The sequence below is a fragment of the Corallococcus sp. CA053C genome (genome assembly GCF_003611675.1).
Lineage (GTDB): Bacteria > Myxococcota > Myxococcia > Myxococcales > Myxococcaceae > Corallococcus.
In genome coordinates this window covers 46,637-64,672 of record NZ_RAWA01000008.1, presented here as the reverse complement: position 1 = coordinate 64,672, position 18,036 = coordinate 46,637, and the positions used below count along the sequence as shown (strand labels likewise).

11 protein-coding genes and 2 pseudogenes are annotated in these 18,036 nt (G+C 67.3%); 4 read left to right on the top strand and 9 right to left on the bottom strand.

Annotated features, from left to right (window positions below; translation table 11 throughout):
- The 6 genes and pseudogenes from D7V97_RS46725 to D7V97_RS02450 all read right to left on the bottom strand — a co-directional run.
- A partial coding sequence (locus tag D7V97_RS46725) for a transposase (RefSeq protein WP_199728681.1) occupies nucleotides 1-274 on the bottom strand: 274 nt, incomplete at its 3' end.
- 90 nt (nucleotides 275-364) lie between these two features.
- Nucleotides 365-1,045: a helix-turn-helix domain-containing protein gene (locus tag D7V97_RS46720; protein ID WP_120608953.1), complete on the bottom strand. Its 681-nt coding sequence runs from the start codon at nucleotides 1,043-1,045 to the stop codon at nucleotides 365-367.
- A gap of 64 nt (nucleotides 1,046-1,109) precedes the next feature.
- Nucleotides 1,110-2,534 (bottom strand): hypothetical protein, encoded by a 1,425-nt coding sequence (locus tag D7V97_RS02465; RefSeq protein WP_147444657.1) that lies wholly within the window; start codon nucleotides 2,532-2,534, stop codon nucleotides 1,110-1,112.
- A gap of 10 nt (nucleotides 2,535-2,544) precedes the next feature.
- Nucleotides 2,545-4,203, bottom strand: coding sequence for a hypothetical protein (locus D7V97_RS02460; RefSeq protein WP_120608951.1), 1,659 nt, complete (start codon nucleotides 4,201-4,203; stop codon nucleotides 2,545-2,547).
- Between the two features lie 222 nt (nucleotides 4,204-4,425).
- Entirely contained in the window at nucleotides 4,426-7,728 is a 3,303-nt protein-coding gene (locus D7V97_RS02455; protein ID WP_158623252.1) for an Ig-like domain-containing protein, read from the bottom strand.
- 623 nt (nucleotides 7,729-8,351) lie between these two features.
- Nucleotides 8,352-8,639, bottom strand: a pseudogene (locus tag D7V97_RS02450) (IS30 family transposase); the annotation flags it as partial.
- Nucleotides 8,640-9,149: 510 nt separating this feature from the next.
- Here D7V97_RS02450 and D7V97_RS02445 point away from each other — a divergent pair.
- From D7V97_RS02445 to D7V97_RS02435, 3 genes are all read left to right on the top strand, one after another.
- Complete coding sequence (locus tag D7V97_RS02445) at nucleotides 9,150-9,884, top strand: hypothetical protein (RefSeq protein ID WP_120608949.1); 735 nt, start codon at nucleotides 9,150-9,152, stop codon at nucleotides 9,882-9,884.
- A 127-nt stretch (nucleotides 9,885-10,011) separates the two neighbouring features.
- Complete coding sequence (locus D7V97_RS02440) at nucleotides 10,012-10,599, top strand: hypothetical protein (protein WP_147444656.1); 588 nt, start codon at nucleotides 10,012-10,014, stop codon at nucleotides 10,597-10,599.
- The gene (locus tag D7V97_RS02435) at nucleotides 10,596-11,909 is read left to right on the top strand and encodes a nitrilase-related carbon-nitrogen hydrolase (RefSeq protein ID WP_120608947.1); all 1,314 of its coding nucleotides are present in this window, start codon (nucleotides 10,596-10,598) and stop codon (nucleotides 11,907-11,909) included. The genes D7V97_RS02440 and D7V97_RS02435 overlap by 4 nt, the downstream gene beginning before the upstream one ends.
- Nucleotides 11,910-12,535: 626 nt before the next feature.
- Here D7V97_RS02435 and D7V97_RS02430 read toward each other — a convergent pair.
- The gene (locus tag D7V97_RS02430) at nucleotides 12,536-13,306 is read right to left on the bottom strand and encodes a zinc-dependent metalloprotease (RefSeq protein WP_120608946.1); all 771 of its coding nucleotides are present in this window, start codon (nucleotides 13,304-13,306) and stop codon (nucleotides 12,536-12,538) included.
- Between the two features lie 442 nt (nucleotides 13,307-13,748).
- Entirely contained in the window at nucleotides 13,749-15,857 is a 2,109-nt protein-coding gene (locus D7V97_RS02425; protein WP_147444655.1) for a hypothetical protein, read from the bottom strand.
- Nucleotides 15,858-16,305: 448 nt separating this feature from the next.
- Here D7V97_RS02425 and D7V97_RS02420 point away from each other — a divergent pair.
- Nucleotides 16,306-16,494: pseudogene (locus D7V97_RS02420) on the top strand (DDE-type integrase/transposase/recombinase); the annotation flags it as partial.
- A gap of 752 nt (nucleotides 16,495-17,246) precedes the next feature.
- On the opposite strand, the gene D7V97_RS02410 reads toward D7V97_RS02420, so the two are convergent.
- The gene (locus D7V97_RS02410; RefSeq protein ID WP_120608943.1) at nucleotides 17,247-17,801 is read right to left on the bottom strand and encodes a dihydrofolate reductase family protein; all 555 of its coding nucleotides are present in this window, start codon (nucleotides 17,799-17,801) and stop codon (nucleotides 17,247-17,249) included.
- Nucleotides 17,802-18,036 lie beyond the last annotated feature (235 nt).

Genomic DNA, 18,036 nt, shown 5'->3' with positions numbered 1-18,036 from the left:
AGCCCCGAGCCCCGAGCCCCGAGCGCAGCGCGTGCTGCAGCTCAGTCAGTTCGTCGAAGAGGACGTTGTGCGTGGCGCGCTGTCGCAATGGGCGCCACAGCCGCTCAATGGGCTGCAGTTGCGGACTGTAGGGTGGCAGCCTGTACAGCGTCAGGTGGGGGTAGCGCCCTAAGGCCCAGTCCACCGGACGTCCGCGGTGCCAGGGTGCGTTGTCGATGACGAGGACTACTTCGGGATACGCGTCGGCCGGGTAGGCCCGAGCGACGTCGAGCAGGTGGTGGGCAAAGGGCCACCTGCATCCGCTTCGTCTTCAACAGCCCGTCCTTGCGGCGTTTCTGGGTGCGGCTGCCGTACAATCGGCCCGTCACTTCGCCAGTGGTGACGTTGGCCGAGGCAAACGTGTGCACCACGTCCTTGCAGTCGCGGGTGCCGATGACGGGGGCGCTGTCCTTTGACGCTCAGGGTGGCCGTCAGCGTCGGCACCATGGGAAAGCGCGCCTCGTCCTGGCTCAGAAGGACAAGCTCGCCTCGCTCGGCCTGGCGTTTTTTCGCTCAACTCCTGGCGACCCTGCTGCTGGCGAGCCGGGTCTGCCCGCAGGAAGCGGTACGTGGGCCGGTAGAGGCGTACGCCATGGCGGCGGCAGAAGTCGCCCATGGCCGTCTCACGCACGCGAATGCCCGTCTGCTGGTGGAGGAAGTCCGCCAGGGCGACGTGCGTCCAGTTGGCGCGCTTGAGGCCGCAGGCCCGAGGGCCCTGGCGTATCCAGTCCAGAAGGGTGGGCGCCAGCTCCTCGGGGATGAGAGGCGTCTTGCCCGGTGCCCACTGAATCTTCAGTCCTTCCAAGCCATCTGTGCGGTAGCGGGCCAGGAAGCGCTGCACGCTGCGTGTCGTAGTGCTCAGGTCCTCAGCAATCTGCTGCTGAGGACGGCCCCGGGCCGTCATCAGCACCGCTTGGCACCGCTCACGCAGGCGGCGGTCCTCCGTCGTGCGGAAGCACGCCTCCAGCTCGCTCCTCTGCTCCTCACTCAGCTCCAGCCGGCTCACGCACTTTCAACCCGCGGGGCACGACCCAATCAGCCGAGGCGTGAATGAGTCGCGCCGTCCAATCTCAGCGGAGGGCCTTCTCCAGCTCCTCGCGGCTGAAGTCCCTCGAGAGGTTGTTCGGGTCCCAGAGGGCGGCCAGCTCGACGATGGCCGGCAGCAGGGCCTGGATGCGGTCCTTGAGCCTGGCGCGCACGTGCTCCTTGAACCGCTGGTTCTTCATGCGGGCCAGCTCGCGCACCTCTTCCGGGACGCGGTTGACCAGGTCGTCGAGGGGACGCAGGCCCCGCTCGAGCGCGCTGTCGACCTCGCTCTGGAGGTTGCCCGGCAGGGCCTTGAGCTTGCCGGCGGCGTCCTTGCGAGTGATTTCCTCGAGGTGCTGACGGAAGAGGTAGGACTCCGCGAGCTGCTCGAGGGTCTCGCTGCCCAGGGACTGGACGAAGATGCCCTTGAACTTGTCGCGGAACTTGTTGTCGAGCTCCTCGGTGAGCCTCCAGTCGGTGTCGATGGCCGAGCACACCCTGTCCTTGAAGCTGGAGGCCTCGCTTCGCTGGGCCGAGCTGGGCACGCGTGAGGCCCAGTCGGAGAGGTAGCCCTTGGCCTGGTCGAGCATGACCTTGGCCTTCCCCAGGTCGTTCTTGTCACGGTACGTGTCGACCTCCGCCCGCGTCGCGTTGAAGAGCAGCAGGACGCTGCCCTTCTCCGCCTGCACCAGGCTTTGGTAGGCCGACACCAGGTTGCGGTAGTGGCCCTTCTGCACCTGGTAGACTTCGGAGCCACCCTGCACGGCGTCCAGCAGGTTGCGGTCGATTTCGTCGGGGATGTCGACATCGAACAGCGAGGCGACGAGCTTGGCCAGGTCCACGCCCTTGCCGCCCAGGAGCTTGTCATCGAGCTTGAGGGCCACGTCGAGCGACTTCGCGGTGGCGCGCGAGACGCCCTCGCTGGTGCGCTTGAGCACGCCCGGGGCGAGCTCGTCGACGATGGACTGCGCCATCCGTGAGACTTGCTGCACCACCTGACGCTGGTCGTTCTCGAAGATGACGTCCTTGGACAGCAGGAAGGTCCACTTGTCCCACAGCTCGCCCAGCATCTTGTTGAGCAGGTCCTGGTGGACGAGCAGGTCGTCGTGGAGCTGGGGCGTCTGCACCTTGGCCAGGGAGTCGAAGAAGGCCATCTCGTGCTCCAGCGCCTGGTACCAGAAGAGCTGGAGGGCGGGCGAGAGCATGTTGTCCTTGGCGGCATCGCCAAAGGCGCGGCTGATGTCGGCCGTGGCCGTGGCGCAGCGCTCCTGCCACTTGCGCTGCGTCCCCAGATTGCCGGCGCTGGTGCGCTCGCTGGCGTCGAGCATGGCCGAGAGGGCTTGATCGGCCGCGTTTCCAACCTTCACGATGGCGTCGCTCAAAGCGCGCTTCACCGTGTCGGGGGCGCCCTCCGAGGCGCGGTTCAACCGTTCGTTGAGTTCAGAGACGCGGCTTGAGTACCAGCCCATGGAGTGCTCCTTACAGGCTCTGCTCGCTGGTGATGCGCCAGGGGCCACCGTTGCGGCGTTGGACCGTCCAGCGCCGACGCACGTCGACTGAGTTGAAGGTGCGGGTCTGGCCCTCGAAGAGGCCGACGTGGTCCAGCTCCAACTCGACCTCCTCGACGCGCGGCAGGCCCGGGGCCTCGTCGCCCCGGATGACGACCCGCACCTCGCCAATCCAGCGCACCCGCGCGTCGAGCACCTTGTCGAGGATGAGGCGCCGCGCGCGCACCCACTCGCTGTCGCGGCCGTTCCAGGTCCAGACCGGGTAGTAGATGGGCCGGTCGGCGTCTGGCACGGCGCGCCAGTCCGCGAAGAGGCCGTTCCAGGTCTCCTGGTCACCGCGCTTCACGGCCGAAATCATCGCGGTGAGGACCTCGCGCGGGCTCGCGTCGTCGGCCGGAGCGCCGAAGCTCTCCTGGCTGAGCGTCTCCTCTCCGGCGAAGCGCGGTCCGCCCTCGCTCGGGTCGCTGACATCGACGCAGACCACGCCGCCGACCAGAGCGGCGACGGGCTCCACCTCCAGGCCGGCGGCGGTGCGGCCCGAGCCCGCGAGCAGGCGGGGATCCGGAAGGATGCGGCCGAGCACGGCGATGTCGAGCCTCACCGACGGGGCAACGCGCTTCTGGTAGCGCTGCATGGCGGAGAAGACCTTGTTCATGGCCGGGGTGTTGGCGGGGCAGAAGACCCAGGCGCCGGACTGGTTCCAGGCCAGGTAGCCCTTGCCCATGTCGACCAGCCACTCCCGTTGCGTCAGCGTCGGCAGTGAGACCAGCTTGCCGGTCACCGCCGAGCGGTCACCCCGGAAGGGGTCGACGACGGGGAAGGCGCCGAGCGTCTCCCCTGCACGCGCCTCCAGCAGGACCTTCCACGCCGCCGCGGCCTGGAGGCCGATGGCCTTCACCTGCTCCTCGCCCCGGGTGCGGAACTCAAGGGCATCCGCCGGGAGCGTGACGAGGTCTCCTTCGAGACAGGCACGCACCGTCTCCCAGTCCTCGCGCATCGCCGTCGCGAAGGGGCCGGGATGATGCTCGACGAGGAAGTCGACGCGGGCCTTGTGTCCGAGGTGATTCGCGAGCTCCGCGCGCGTCCCTCGCGAGGTGCGCCAGGCGCCGAAGGTGCTGTCGAGCAGGCGCTCCCAGTCGAAGACGCGCTTCTCGAGCCATGACATCCAGGCCTCGTCGAAGCCGTCGCGACCCATGCGCTCGGGTCCTCCCGGTCCGATGATCTGCCGCGTCGTATCGGCGATGCTCCAGGTGCGTTCATGGAGCAGGGCGCCGCTGAACTCGTGCTCCTCCCAGCCCTCGCCGGGCTCGCGCCGGCGAACGATTCGCACCTGGACCTTGTCACCCTCCTTTCGCCCCTGTTTGTCCCAGGTCTGGTTCTCGGCGTACTGGCCGAGCATGAAGGGCACGGTGCGCTGCGTGGTGGCCAGGTCGGGTGGCTTGACGACGGGCTGACCGTCGATGGCGATGACCCGGTCGCCCACGCGCAGTCCCGAACCGCGGAAGCCGCTGTCCCAGGAGATCCACGCCACGTGGAGGTGGGGCGTCAGGGCGTCGAAGCGCGCGTCGAGCTTGAGGCCGCTGCGCAGGCCCTCTTGGAGGTATTCCTTCTCGGCGCCACGTGGGTTCATGAAGGCGTCCCTGCCCTGAATCCCCGCCCCCTGCGGAGATGAGGCGTCGTTCTCTATCTCGCGGGCCTCGGCGCTTCAAGGAAGGGGGACGCCGGAGCACCTTCGCCCAGAGGCCTTTGAACCGCGCCACCGGCCCCCCGGGAGCGTGCGACTGGAGCGCAGCCGCGTTCCACCCGCACACACGCCGCATCCCCGCCCCGAGGCGGACGCCCGAGTCGGGCGCTACAGGTGACACCCCTGATACTGCGCTGTGGTCGAGGCTGTGTTCACGGAGCAGTACAACACCTTGCTGGCGCTGTTCCCCCAGGAGTCCTTGACGGTGACCGAGAACGGCAGGTCCGTCTGGATGGCCCCGGTGCCTGAGATGTTCCACTGATAGGAATAGGGCGCCTGGGTCAACGTGACGCTGAAGCCGGGAATCACCCCTCCTGAGAGCAGGACAGACTGGACGCCGCGAGGGTCCGCCACCGTCCCCGCCGAAACGAGGTACGAGCGGCCCGCGCCGTACACCGTGAGGTTGTACGAGGGCGGCGTGTTGTCCGCCGTCACCGTGCGCGTCTCCGGCGCACTGGAGACGCCATTGACGTCGGTGCACTGGAACAGCACCGTGGAATCGCCGTCCACCCGAGCCGTGGTGTCGACCACGAACTCGTAGGGCGCGGTGGTGTACAACTGGGTGACGAGGCCATTCTCACGCAACTCCACGTGGTGCACGCCCTCCGTGTCGGTGCACTGCACGGTGAACTTCGGCTTCTTCGGCTGGCTGTCGTCCCGGGTGATGGCCGTGATGACCGGCGGGGTGAGGTCCTTGACGAACGCCGTCTGGAAGTTCGCCGGGTTGCCGCACGCGTCACTCACGAGGGCCTGGAAGGTATGCGCGCCCGCGGCCATGGCATCGCCGAACTCCAGGACGAAGCTCGGTGTCATGGGCTCCGCCACCCGGTTCCCATCCACGTACAGCGCATACGGGTACGTCAGGCCGCAGCCGTCCGAGACCCCCACGGTCAGCCGCACCAACGAGCCCACCTGCGTCTTCGTGAAGGTCACCTGGGGAGGACGGCGGTCGAGCGGCGCCGCGCGGGACGTCGTCCCCTTGTTGCCGAAGGTGTCCGTCACCTCCACGATGAGATTGTGGACCAGTGGGTCGGTGGGCGTGTAGTCGGCCTGGTATGTCGTCGCCGCGTTCGTCCGCGTGGCGAAGACCACGCCGTCCACCTTGAAGTCCACCCGCGCCACCGCCGAGGCATCCGTCACGGTGACGTTCACCGGGAAGGGGGCTTCGTCGCCGGAGCCCACCGTCATCGCCACGGTGGGCGGCGTGTTGTCCACCTTCAACGCGTGATGGAGGACCGCAACGTTCATGAACTCGTCGTAGGCGCGGATGACCAGGTCGTGGGTGCCATCGGTCCAGGTGGAGGTGTCCAGCGTGGCCTCGTACGGCGGGACGAACAGCCCGACCAGGTACTGGCTGCCGTCGGTGAACTCCACGAGGCGGATTCCGGCGGGGTCCGTCGCGATGACGGAGACGCGGGGCTGCTTCGGCGTACCGGAGACGGTGAAGGAGGCGACGGGTGGAGTCTTGTCCAGGGAGACCGTCACCGTCCGGGTGGCCAGGTTCTGCCAGTAGTCCCACGCCTGCAACAGGACGGTGTGGTTGCCGCTCGCCAGCGTGGCGCCCGGCAGCGTCTGGGTGAACTGCCAGCCGGACAGCGTCTTGATTTGCGTGCCGCCGTCCAGCACCAGGCGCGGCGCGGTGGTGTACTGCCCTGGGACTTCCGCGTCGGTGATGGTCCCCGTGCATTCGATGTCCTGGAGCACCTGCCGGCAGCTCAGCGTGGTCTGCGGCGGCACGGAGTCCGGCTTGTAGCCGACGTTGATGGCCGCGAACGCCCGGGCCACGGCCAGCATCCGGGGCCCGCCCTGGACGCCGTCGCGCGAGGTCGCCGCCGCGAGCGCCGCCTGGCGGGCCTGCGCATAGTCCGTGCCCACGGGCATCATCTGCACCGCGAGCGCCCAGATACGCAGCGCCTCCGTGGGGCCCACGCCGTTGAACCCCTCGGGAACCCGGGGGCAGTACCAGGCGCTCGTGGAGAGGGTGCTACAGCCATATGAGAGCAACAGGAACATCCGACTCAGCGGGCCCGAGGAGTAGTGCTCGTCCTCGAAGCCGATGCCGTCGAACCACTCCTTGAACACGGGCGACAGGAGGTCGCGGGACGCGCTGCCCGTCTCCTCGCCCACGGTGAGGTTCGACGCCTTCACCACCACCGCGTCGATGTTGGTCGACGACGGCGAGATGCGCCTGGCGTCCCGCAGCAGCTCGGTGGCGAAGCCGAAGATGTCCCCCGTGCCCTCGTTCAACCCGCTCTGCTCCGATCGATCGGATGGAATGTCCGCGGGGTCCCCCGCCAGCTCCCGGGCGAAGAAGTCATGGGCCAGCTCGTGGGCCACGATGTCCGTGGTCGTCATCGGGCTCTTGGGATTGGCCGTGAGGCTGCGATAGCCGAACCCCACGGCGGGCGAACGTCCATCCGGGTAGTAGAAGGCGTTCTCCGCTTGCAGGTGCAGCCGGATTTCGAAGCCCGCTTGCCCAGCCGGGCCATTGCGCCCCAGGAAGGTCTCGTAGACGGACCACGCCAGTCCCACGGCGTGGTAGGCATCCACCGCCGCCGTCTCCCCATTGGCGCTGAGGGAGCCAGCGCCGCCATAGCGCAGCCCGTCGCCGAAGGTCGAGTCCGCGCTGAGGTACTGCTCGTAGCCAATGCCCCGGGGCGGCAACCGGATCTGGCCGAGGTACTCGTTGTTGTACGTGTCGGTCAGCCAGGAGGCCTGTTCCACGGAGTCATAGAGCACGGAGAGGGTGACCTTGCCCGCGTAGTAGCCGTTGCCGATGCCCTTCCGGCGTGTCTGGGTCGCGGCGGTGCGCTCGAGCGGCGCCAGGTGCAGCACCTCGCCGGAGCGGGCATCCACCTGCGCCATCCAGGGACGCCGGAAGCCTCCTTCCTCTCCATCGGTGGAGAGCTTCACCCGGTAGACGAGCCGCAGCCCCGTCACCACCCGCTCGAAGTCCTCGGCGTTGCGGGGGCCAGCGAAGCTCGGGGCGGCGTCCTTGCGCAGCCGGCGCTCTTCGCGGGGCAAGAGCACGAGCCGCGAGGACTCCACGCTCGCGGTGGCGTCCCGCATGGCCGCGAGGGCCGCGTCCCGGGCCTGGGCCTCGGTGAGCCGGGCCTCCGTCTCCACCGCGCCCGTGGCCTCGAAGCGGACGTTGGAGAGCAGGGTCTGCGCCTGCGACGTCTTCGCCTCCAGACCCCAGATGGGGACGCCCCGGAAGTGGAGCGCGTGCCGCGCCCCCTCGGATTCCGGCACCAGCGACACCTCGCGCAGGTCGAAGCCGCGCTCCACCGCGAGCCGCTCGGCCCGGGCTTGCGCCGGAGCCTTGTCGGGCGCCGGTTCTTCCGGCGACGTAGGACCACAACTGGAGACAATGAGAAACAGGCCGCTCAGCAGCCCTTGGCGCAACCGCATGGCACTTCCCCCTCTGTTGGCTGGGGACAAGTGTCCCCGTGTCTGGGATTGCCTGAATGTTTCCGTTCTGGCAACCCCGTCCTTGGCGTGACGCAGCCCGACATGGTGCTGCATCACGTCGCACAAGAGAGGGTCGTGACACACCCTCGAACACTTCCCGCGTGCCGACGCAGTCACCTCGCTCCGGCGACCAACGGTGCTCCCACTGCCGGTTGTCACCACCGTGGCAGGCCCACAGGAACGGCAGCGTCCCATCGGACGTGCTCCAGGGAGTGCGGTGGTGCGAATCTCCCCACCCTGGTTGAACGTCCACTGCGGGTTCGCGCCGCCGTGACACGTGGATGCCCACCCCAGCCATCGAAAATCCAGGTCTCCGAGCCGTCATACGGAGAGGGGACGCCCAGGCACTTGCCCGCGTTGCCGACGAAGACCAGCCCTTCCCGCCGGAACGTCTGCGCCGAGGAGCCGTTGCACGAGTCGAGCTGGAACAAGGTGCGGTTCGCGGTGCCAGTCGTCCTCAATCACCGCAGCGCCGCTGCTGCCAGGCTCCGTCCGGGAGGACCAGCTCCATTCCTCCGTCGGGTGCGCTGTCACGTTGAGGTGGAGAAGGTGCGCTCAACCGGTCAACGCAACACTTGCTGTAGTTTGGCAGCGGGAGTTTCAAACCCCAGGGTCTTTCGCGGACGCTGGTTCAGTCGGAGCGCCACTGTGTCCAGGTCTCGTTGAGAGAAGGCCGAAACGTCCGTTCCATCTGGGAAGTACTGCCGAAGGAGCCGGTTGGTGTTCTCGTTCGTTCCTCGCTGCCAGGGTTTCTGCGGGTCACAGAAGTAGATGGAGAAGTCGGTCGCCATCGCGAGCTCCCGGTGCTTCGCGAGTTCCGTTCCGCGGTCCCACGTCAGTGAGCGCCGGAGTGTTCGGGCCAAGCTCACAGCCGCACCAGCTCTCTCAACCTGTCCATGTCGACTCTCCGGTAACTCATCCGCGCGCGTCCCTCCGCACACCGCTCCGGCGGTGCTCGGTGGTGCGCGAGGATGCATGGGATGACCGCCCAGGTAGGTACTCAGCCCACCCACTGGCCACGTTTCTTCCGACTGCCTCCGCCCTGAGCCGACCGCCGCGCCCACTGCTCCGGCGCGCGATCCGCTTGGCCGACCTGGCTGCGAACAGCTTGGCCGACCCGACTGCGAGCCATGACCCCGGCCCGTTACGCGCGCACTGGATGAGCAGTGGGGGTTGTAGCGCCGGATGTCACGGAGAGTGAGGGTTTGTAGCGGCGGACGCAACAACGGCACCGGCGTAGCAACACAGATTCGAGGGAAGCCAGAGATGGCCTACTTCCTGCTTTTACGGGGAGTGCCGCAACCATCGCACCCGGCCTTGAGCCGGGTGCGAGATCCCCGCAGCAAGAGGAGTGTCCCCACATGTTTCATCCGGCTGAGTCACACCGTGGTTCTTCCAACGGCCTGCGCGCGGTAACGCTCGCGATGCTCGCGGTCTTCACCATTCAGATCGGCTGCAGCCGTGCTCCCGAGGCCAACCCGATGACCAAGGCGCGCGAGGCCTTGGCCGCGAACATCGTCTTCAGCGACGTGGAGCCCGCGCTGGTCGTCGACGGGAGCCTGGAGCGGTTTGGCCGGCTGGGCATTGCGATGCATGACGAGGTGCCCCGTTTCATGAACTTCGTCCTGCGGCAGACGCTCGTCCGCGGCACGGAGGACGCCGTCCTCGAGGTGTATGACGAGAAGACCGGGGAGCGCACCCTCTACACGGTGAACAACGAGACGGGCGACGCCTGGGTCCACCATGAAGGCGGCAAGCTGCACATGGTCTTCAACGCGGACAAGACCATCATGGTGGGTGACAAGCTGGCCGCCAACGAGGACGAAGCGGCCAAGATCCTCCTCGAGACCGGGGAGCTGGACAGCGTCTCCGAGTACTCCCTGTTCACGATGATTGAAGTCATCAGCAAGTACCTTCCCGAGGACAAGACGGGAAAGGGCGGCGCCGCGGCGGTTGTCGGCCTCATCGCGGTGGGCGTCTGGTACGTGGGCTCCACCGTCGGCTGCTCCCAGCAGTACAGGCGCAACGGCTGCAGGCTCACCGGGCTGAGCAACTACTGCCGCTCGTGGTGCGCCTCGTATTGGTGCCGCTGCTAGCAGGCCTACCGGTGTTTCGAGCCAGGAACTGGAACCGTCCATGACTGTGTTGGTAAGGCACTGGCTCCTGGCCCTGCTTCTGGGGGCCTGCGCGTGTCAGCAGGCCCCCGGTGTGCAGGAGCGTGTCGTGGCGATCTACTCACGAGCGGATGTCGCCGAGCTGCAGCAGTCGCCTTGCTCCGATGGCCGCTGCCCGCATGTGGCCCTCGAGGACTTCTCCTGTCCCTCTGGAGTGAGGGCCGAGGTGCTCGTGCTCAGCGGACACAGCCTGCCGCCGAGCTATCTCAACGCGTCCCCGGAGGACCTCGCGCGGGTGGCTCGGTGCTACCGCCCGGACCTCATCGTCCTGGATACCTGCTACGGCTTCTCAACGCCGCTGCTCACGGCGCTCGCGGAAGAGGCGCCGGGGGCCTGGGTGCTGGGCTCCACGTACAAGCTGCCCCTGGATGGGTTGCTCTATGACGAGGGCTTCTTCCAGGCCGGGAGCCCCGAGCAGCGCGCTCGCTTCGTCCGTACGCGCTCTGGCAAGGCGCTCGAGTTGTGGCGGTTGGATGCGAAGGCCATGGACACGGCCCTCGAAGAGGTGTCGCGCTGGGAGCCCGCGGTGCTGGAGGCCCGGTTGGCGCGCAAGCACCCCAACCTCGTGAAGGTGGCGCTCCCGGGGGAGGCCACGGCGCTGGTCCCCGTTCCGCCCGAGAGGTTCCGGAAGCAATGAGCCTGCTCCTGGCCCTGGGCTCGGGTGTCGCGCTGGGCGTCGCCTTCCTGTGGACGTGGGCGCAGCCTCTGGCCTGGGTGGGCATCGCGCTGCTGGGGTGGGCGCTCCACCGCGCCAACGGCTGGCGCCAGGCCGCCGCGGCGCTGCTGCTGGCTGCGCTGGTGCGCCAGGGCGTGGCCCTGCACTGGTGGGTGGGGACGGCGGGGTTCTACACGGCCCCCTGGCTTCCTCCTCCGTTCATCGTGGCGTTTCTGGGCTGGACGGCCACGGGGGCGCTGTCCCAGGTGCCACTGCTGGCGCTGGCGGCGCTGCCCGTGAAGCGGGTGCCTCCAAGGTATTGGTTGCCGGTGGGATGGGTGCTGGGCGAGGCGGGGCTGGAGGCGTGGAGCGGCTTCTCCATGACGCACGTGCTGCATTCCCAGTGGATGCAGCCGCCAATCCTGAGGGCCGTGGGCTTCGTGGGGTGGGTGCCCACACTGGTGCTCTGCCTGCTCGCCGCCGTGTGCGTTGGAGAGGCCGTGGCCCTGCGCTCGCGCCGCCTGTTGCTGCCGGCCGTGGGCGTCATGGTGGCCCTGGCCGCGCTGCCCCGGCTGCCCGTGGCGGACGATGCGCTCCAGGGGACGGGCGTGGTCCACATGGCCTCTTCCGTGCGGGTGCCAAAGTCGGTGCCCGAGGCCACGGAGCGGCTCATCTGGCCAGAGTCCACGGTACGGGGGCTCCAGCGGGGGACCGAGGGGCGTGTGTCACGGCCGGAGGTCATCGAGGCCTTCGATGCGCGCCTGCCGGTCCCCGCCATCGCGGGGCTGACGCTCCGAACGCCCGAGGGTTTTTTCAATGCCGCCGCCGCCTTTGATGGGGACGGGCGTCTGCAGGAGACCCGAGGGAAGTCCATACTCGTCCCCATCGGCGAGCGCTCCATCTTCGGGCTTCAGGGAAGAGGGGAGCCGCTGGTCGCAAGCCAGGCGCGACCGCTGCTGTCCCTCGCGGGGCGGAAGGTGATTCCGCTCATCTGCTACGAGGCCTTCAGCCGCGCCACCGCCTTGCGTGGACGGGAGGCGGGAGGAGAGCTGCTCGCGGTCCTGGCCAGTGATCTGCCCCTGGCTGGAAGTCGCTTCGCCATGGATCAGGCCATCGGCGGCGTGGTGATGCGGGCGGTGGAGCTGCGCATGCCCGCAGTGCGAGCCTCGCTGGGAGGCGTCGCGGCGGTGGTGTCTTCCGACGGCCGCGTGCTGGCGCGGAGCGCACCGGGGGCGAGCGGCATCCTCACGGTGTCCCCGCCGCCGCGGATGGTGGAGGCGACGCAGGAGTAGGCACGGTCCTCTTGGGCATGCGCCAGTCCTCGGGATGTAAGTGTTCACGGGGTCAGGCGGCTGTGAGCATGAAATGAGGCTACGTACCGGTGTGCCTACCCAGAATTCGGTAGCTGCGTCATGGGGTGCGTCAAGGCGAGTGAGCGAGGCGCGTGGGGCCGAGGCTCACCGGGCTCTCGCCCCTCCCGAAAGACAGTCAGCCCCCTCTCCTGCGCCTCCCGAGAGCGCCAAGCCCCCGAGCCTCGCTCTTGGCAGTCCCGGAGGAAGGACCTCCACACCGAGAAGCCTCGCGCCATGCGCGCAGCCCAAGGAGGGTGAGCAGCATGGGATTCCGCTCGGTTTTCGAGCGAAGCATGGGCTTCGCCTTCATCGCTTGCGGAGGCCCCCATGGAGAAGAACAGCCGGCGGGATCTCATCAACCAGCGGGGAGCTGTTGATGGAGTTGAAATCCGCGGTCGGGCCTCACTGGGAGAGGCTCTTCACCTCCGCCGGCTTCGAGCTTCCACAGACTGCGGGATGCGCGGGCACCTCATCTCCACAGGCCAGAATGCCCGGGAATGCGGTGCCCGCGAGGAACACCTGCCCCACGGAATCATGAACGGACGAGGGGGCAGGCGCGCCATTTCTTAGTAGAGGGTATTCAGCGCGGTGATGTCCGTGCTGGTCCACTCACCGGTCTCGGTCGAGCGGAAGCAGGAGTTCATGATGGAACCGCCCACCGTGGCATTGGCCGGCGTGCCGTTGATGATGATGGCGCCCACGCCCGAGGAGCCCTCGTTGGTGGCGGTGCCACCGCAGCTGATGGACCGGTTGTAGTAGTCCGAGTGGCGTAAGCCGATCGTGTGACCGATCTCGTGGGTGATGACGTGCTCGTTCACGTCCACGCTGTAGGTGTTCAGGCTGGTGCCGATGTTGAGGGTCCCGTAGGGCAGGCCGCCCGAGGGGAAGCCCGAGGAGCCGCCGGCGCCGGAGGTGATCGTCGCGGTGATGTTCGCGCTGCAGCCGGTGGTGGGGCCACGCACCAGGGTGAAGCTGAGACCCAGGCCGTTGTAGTTGCCGATGGCCAGATCGAGGCCCTGGCTGAGCCGGCTGTAGCTGTTGAACGTGGAGGTGGGGTTGATGCAGATCTTCGTCACGCCAGTGCCCACCAGGTTGGTCGTCCGGTACTGCTCCTGGGTCCCCTTGTCGGTCTGGAGCATCTCGCGGGACGCCTCGAGGGTCACGTGAGCGTCGCGGCCCACGTACACCGCGTCGTCGACGAGCATGATGTCGTCAGCCGGGAAGCCGGCCTTGACCAGGTTGGAGACGATCTCCTGGTTCTTGCTCTCCACGTCGGTACCGCAACCGGCCATCAGCGCGCCACAGCTCGCCACGAGGACTACCGCGTTCTTGAGCATTTCCGTTTCCTCTGGTTCGGGGGATGACTCCGCCGCCTGAACTTCCCAGCAGCCGCGGTCGGAGTGCCCTGACATGGAGCAACTGTCGGGCCACTCGGACCGACAGATGGGAATAGCTCGTATTCACAGAACTATCTGGAGCATCAATGCTCCAGGTTCCAAGGATGTGAGCGTAAAGGAATATGACACCGGGGGGTATAAGGGGCTGCCCTGGCGGCGGTTTTGTCCCGCACGCGCGGGCGCTCCCGTTCCGGACAGTGATGTCTTTCAATCAGTCACTGGCCCTGGGTTTGCTATTACCCATGAACACGCAGGGGGCGGGGCCCTGAGCAACGGCGCGCTGCTGTACGAAAATGCCGTTTGGGTAAGACGCGCCTGCTCGGGGACACCGCACCCGAGCCAGGGCCGTAGCTCCCGGGGTCCTGTCGAGGCCGACAGCAAGTCAGCGGTCGAGCTTGGGCCCGTCGACCCGGAAGTCGAACAAGAAGTATGGAGGCACGCAAGCCCCTGTTCCAGGGGCGCTGCCTGGGTAACGGCTGCAGCCGTAGTCGTCGCGGCAGGGTTCGTCGACGGAACAGGCGCGCGTGGTCACGGCTGCCACGAGCCCTCGTTTCCGGACGCAGTCTTCAATCGGCTCCTCCAGCGGAAAACAGACCTGTTCATAGCCGGAGACGAGCATCGGCGCGCACACCGAGGAGCCCGAGCGCGCGCCGGGCTGGGCGCACGCCACGGCGCAAAGCCCGAGCGGGAACCCGTAGCGATTGGCGAAACACGGAATGGCGTCCGGGGGCTGCCCCTGGCACACCTCGGGCGGATCGGCGACGATCTGGTCGCCGCTCGCGCCCGGGTGGGCGACCACCCGCGCGTTCTCACACGCGTCGCCGGTGGTCCGGATCGCGGGCGCGCAGAACCCGACTTCGTCGTGGTGACTGTCGCGGCACTCGAACCCGGTCGGGCACGTCCAGTCCGCGAAGCTTGGATCTCCGAGCCCACAATGTGAGCCATAGAAGCCGGCCGAGGTGGGGTGTTCGGGAAACGGTCGCGGCTCAGCGAAGGCTGTCCCGTCCGCCACGCTGGCGAGCATCCGTGCCCGCCAGCCGAGCTCCTCATGCAGGTGCGGCGAAACGCCGACCGCGAGGGCGTTGAACGTCTGGTCCGGCGCTCTCTCCTCGCCGGGGAGGTGAAAGCCCGCCACGGACCGGCTTTGATGGCAGCCTGTACACGTGAAGCCGTCCAGCCGTCGCAGCAGGCCCCGCGGGGAGCGAACCAGCTTCGCCTTGGCATAGGGGAGATCCGCGAACGCACGCGAGTCGATCTCTGCCTTGAAGAGGGAGCTGAAGACGCGATTGGCGGGCCTGGAGAGCCCGCGGGGGCTCACCGAGATGGCCCGCGTGGCCAAGAACCTGTCCGGAATGACGGAGCGCCCGGCGTCAATGTCCATGAATCTCTTCGCGATCCACTCCACCAGCGCCTTCCGCTCCGCCGGGTTGAGGTCCGCCCGAGGCGTGTTGAGGAGCAGCCGTGGGATGAGGCGATCCGGCCTCACGTCGAAGGACCTGAGGACGTACTCCGCGTGATCGTCCGCCTCGAGGGTTCCCGGCCCGTGCAGGTTCTGGAAGTTCGTCTCGAGGTGGCTCATGGGCGGCAGTTGGGTCACCATCCGCCCCACCGCGGCGTTTCGCTCGGAGGCGTTCGCCGGCAGCGCGCGCCACTGCCGGGCGATCTCCCTGCAGCTCCCGCCCGGCCCCATGGGCAACGGCCGGATGACGTTGACAGTCATTGGCAGGCGGACGACGGGCCGGCCTTTCGGCTGTAAGGAGAGGCGATAGATCAGCCGGATCTGGCCACACTCCTTGGGAGTCGAAAAGCGCATGTCGAGCCGGTTGACCACGCCCACCAGTTGGAAGCGCGCGCCGGGCGAGCGCAGCCACTTCGGATCGAAGACGTAGTTCAGGCGCTTGGGATCGAGCGGGAACTGGCTGAGGGCGACGCCGTCCCGACTGGACAGCTCGGCAAGGTCGCGTTCGATGACCGAGACGAAGGACGCATACCGTGGCGATTTGAGGAGGCTCTGTGCGTCCTCGGCCGGAGCGCCCAACTGCTGGCCAAAAGACAGCCCCTGCCGCTCCAGGATGATCAGCTCCGCGGGGTCAGAGAGCAGCAGCGTGGGTTCGCGAGCTGGCGAAGGAGGCGCCGGCGCGGCGGGCGCTGGCGAAGGAGGCGCCGGCGCGGCGGGCGGTTGGCTTGCCGTAAGGCTCGGAACGCTGGCCGGAGGGTGCTCCGGCGGTTCGCTCGAACAGGCGGCGCATATGAATGCGAGCGTGGTCGCGATAGCGCGCGCTCCGGAGAGGCGTGCTCTGGAACGGTTCGGTTGCATCGCCGCACCTTTCGGATGTCCTGGGGAAGCGCGAAGAGTTGTGCTTGCGCTTCTGGAGGAGGCGTCGCGCCCCTCAGCAGACAGAGCATGCACCGCCCAGCCCACCGCGTCCTCGGCCATCAGCCGGTCCGCGATCAGCGTCACGACTTCTTCGTTCGGCTCTACCCCGGACATGGCATCTCCTACCCACTGGATGCGTCGGGACGAAACCTGCCGGCTGCGAAGCTGTGGATGGCGTCCCGAGCTCGGCGACAGAACGCGAAACCGTCCACTTCTGCTCAAATGCTCCGCGCGGACTCAGGGCCGGTACCGTAGGCGGGGTCGCCAACGGCACAAGGAAACATTGAGGTTCGGGTTCCTGCTGTCCGCTACCCACGAGAACTTCCGAGGCTTCGGAGAGGTAACGGAGGCGAGTGCCTGGCCTCGCCACGCGCGGGGTCAGGCGTGCGCGCCTTCCGGGTCCGCGGCGGGCCGCTGGAGGAGCCACGGAAGCCCTCTGCGCTCTCTCCACTGCCAGCAGATGCCAGACCCCGGGTATTGCCGCAAGCCCCCGGGTCGTGTTCCACCATCGCCCGTTTCGCTCCAGGAGCGGGAGGGCCGAGAAATGCACGCGGACGTGGTGACACAGCACCTTGCCCGTGCACCCAATCAGGTTTGGAGCTGGAACATCACCTACCTGCGGGGGCCAGTGCGGGGCGCCTACTTCTACCTCTACCTTGTCGTGGATGTGTACAGCCGCCGCATCATGGGCTGGCAGGTGCACACCGAGGAGTCTGCGGAGCATGCCGCAGCCCGCGCACCTCGCGCAGTTGCACAGGCTCATCGACGGGGAAAGCGGATGCCAGCCCTACGCCATGCCATCGGGACACACACACCGTGAAGTTCGCGGCGAATCAGTCGGTCCCCAATTGATGGACCAAACTGAAGTCCTCTTTGGAACCACTGAATATTACTCGACTTTCCTCCCTCAGAGAGCTTGAGTCCTCTCAGAGAAACGCCGAGAACGAGTTCGCGCAGGGCTTCATTCGGGGAGCTGAACGAAGGGCCCTACCAACCGGTAGGGCCCTTTGTTTTACACGGGCCTCGCGATGAACATCGCGGGGCCTTCGTGCTTAAGCCGCTGAATCCCAAGGGATTCTGGCTCGCGGTGCTGAAGAGGGCGCTCTCGACCCTCTACCCCGCAGAGCGAGATGCCCCTCTCCTTCGCCGCCGATTGGGCTCTCTGGACCGCTCTTTCACCCGTTTTGGGGAGAGAGAGGCCGAGAGTGGTTAACAGATGCAGTTAACCGTTGGGGAGGCGGTTAACAACATTCCCCTGGAGGCCCGCTCTTTCCGCTCTGAGGTTTCTGAGAAGGCCTCTCTCTCGGCTTTAGGGAGTCGGCTCCTGCCTGTTTTGCGGCTCCCTGCAAAGGGGGCACGGTGCAGAGGCATGAAAGAGAGCGCCGTGATGCTTGCGGCAGTCGAGGCAGTGGCACACGCCGACGCGGCACGGCCGTCCCGACGCGACGATGCGGGCGCTGCCGCACAGGCAGCCGCCGGTGAATCGCTCGGGTCCTTCCACGCTCATCCCGCTTTGCGACGGAAGTGGAGCGCCTGCACGCCGGACTTGAACCGCTGCGTCGATAGGAGCTCGAGCTGCCGCGCACTCGACAGGCCATGAAACAACGTCGGCCCGCGGCCACTGATGATGGGATGAACGACGATGCGGTACTCGTCGATGAGCCCCAACTCCTCGAGCGCAGACGCGAGCTTGGGCGCTCCGACGAGGACACCCCGCTCGGTCTTCGCTTTCAGCGCCGAGATCGCCTCGCGAAGGTCACCCTCCACTTTGATCGTGTTCTGCCACGGAAAGTCGCTCCGCGAGCCCGACACGACGTACTTCGCCTTCGCCTCGAGCTTCTGTGCCCACTCGCGCATCGCGCGCGGCGCCTTTTCGTCGCGTGCCACCGCGGGCCAGGCTCCCTCCATCAGCTCGTAGGTGTTGCGCCCGAAGAGCATCGCCCCGCTCTGGTCCATGAGCTGCGTCCAATAGTCGTGCAGCTCGTCGTCCGCGATTCCTTGGGTGTGATCGATGCACCCGTCCAAAGTCACGTTGAGACCGAAGGTGAGGAGGCCCATGGCGTGGGATTCTACAAAAAGCGCGCCCAGCGCGCAGCAGCCCGAGCCATCGACGCAATGCCCCATCTGTGCCTACCCAAAATTCGGTCGCTGCGTCATGGGTGCGTCAAGACGCGCGTCATACCGGTGAGCGATGCGCATGACGCGCCGCCGAGCCTTCTCTCGTGCTTGATGAAGGTCGGAATTACGCCCGGACCCTACGTCTCAGGGCCTCTCTGCATGCGTGTGGGCACAC

What these genes read in the sequence shown, in the direction of transcription:
- D7V97_RS02465 (WP_147444657.1), bottom strand. Translation starts at nt 2,534, where the DNA reads ATGGGCTGGTACTCAAGCCGCGTCTCTGAACTCAACGAACGGTTGAAC.
- D7V97_RS02460 (WP_120608951.1), bottom strand. Translation starts at nt 4,203, where the DNA reads ATGAACCCACGTGGCGCCGAGAAGGAATACCTCCAAGAGGGCCTGCGC.
- D7V97_RS02455 (WP_158623252.1), bottom strand. Translation starts at nt 7,728, where the DNA reads ATGCGGTTGCGCCAAGGGCTGCTGAGCGGCCTGTTTCTCATTGTCTCC.
- D7V97_RS02445 (WP_120608949.1), top strand. Translation starts at nt 9,150, where the DNA reads ATGTTTCATCCGGCTGAGTCACACCGTGGTTCTTCCAACGGCCTGCGC.
- D7V97_RS02435 (WP_120608947.1), top strand. Translation starts at nt 10,596, where the DNA reads ATGAGCCTGCTCCTGGCCCTGGGCTCGGGTGTCGCGCTGGGCGTCGCC.
- D7V97_RS02430 (WP_120608946.1), bottom strand. Translation starts at nt 13,306, where the DNA reads ATGCTCAAGAACGCGGTAGTCCTCGTGGCGAGCTGTGGCGCGCTGATG.
- D7V97_RS02425 (WP_147444655.1), bottom strand. Translation starts at nt 15,857, where the DNA reads ATGTCCGGGGTAGAGCCGAACGAAGAAGTCGTGACGCTGATCGCGGAC.
- D7V97_RS02410 (WP_120608943.1), bottom strand. Translation starts at nt 17,801, where the DNA reads ATGGGCCTCCTCACCTTCGGTCTCAACGTGACTTTGGACGGGTGCATC.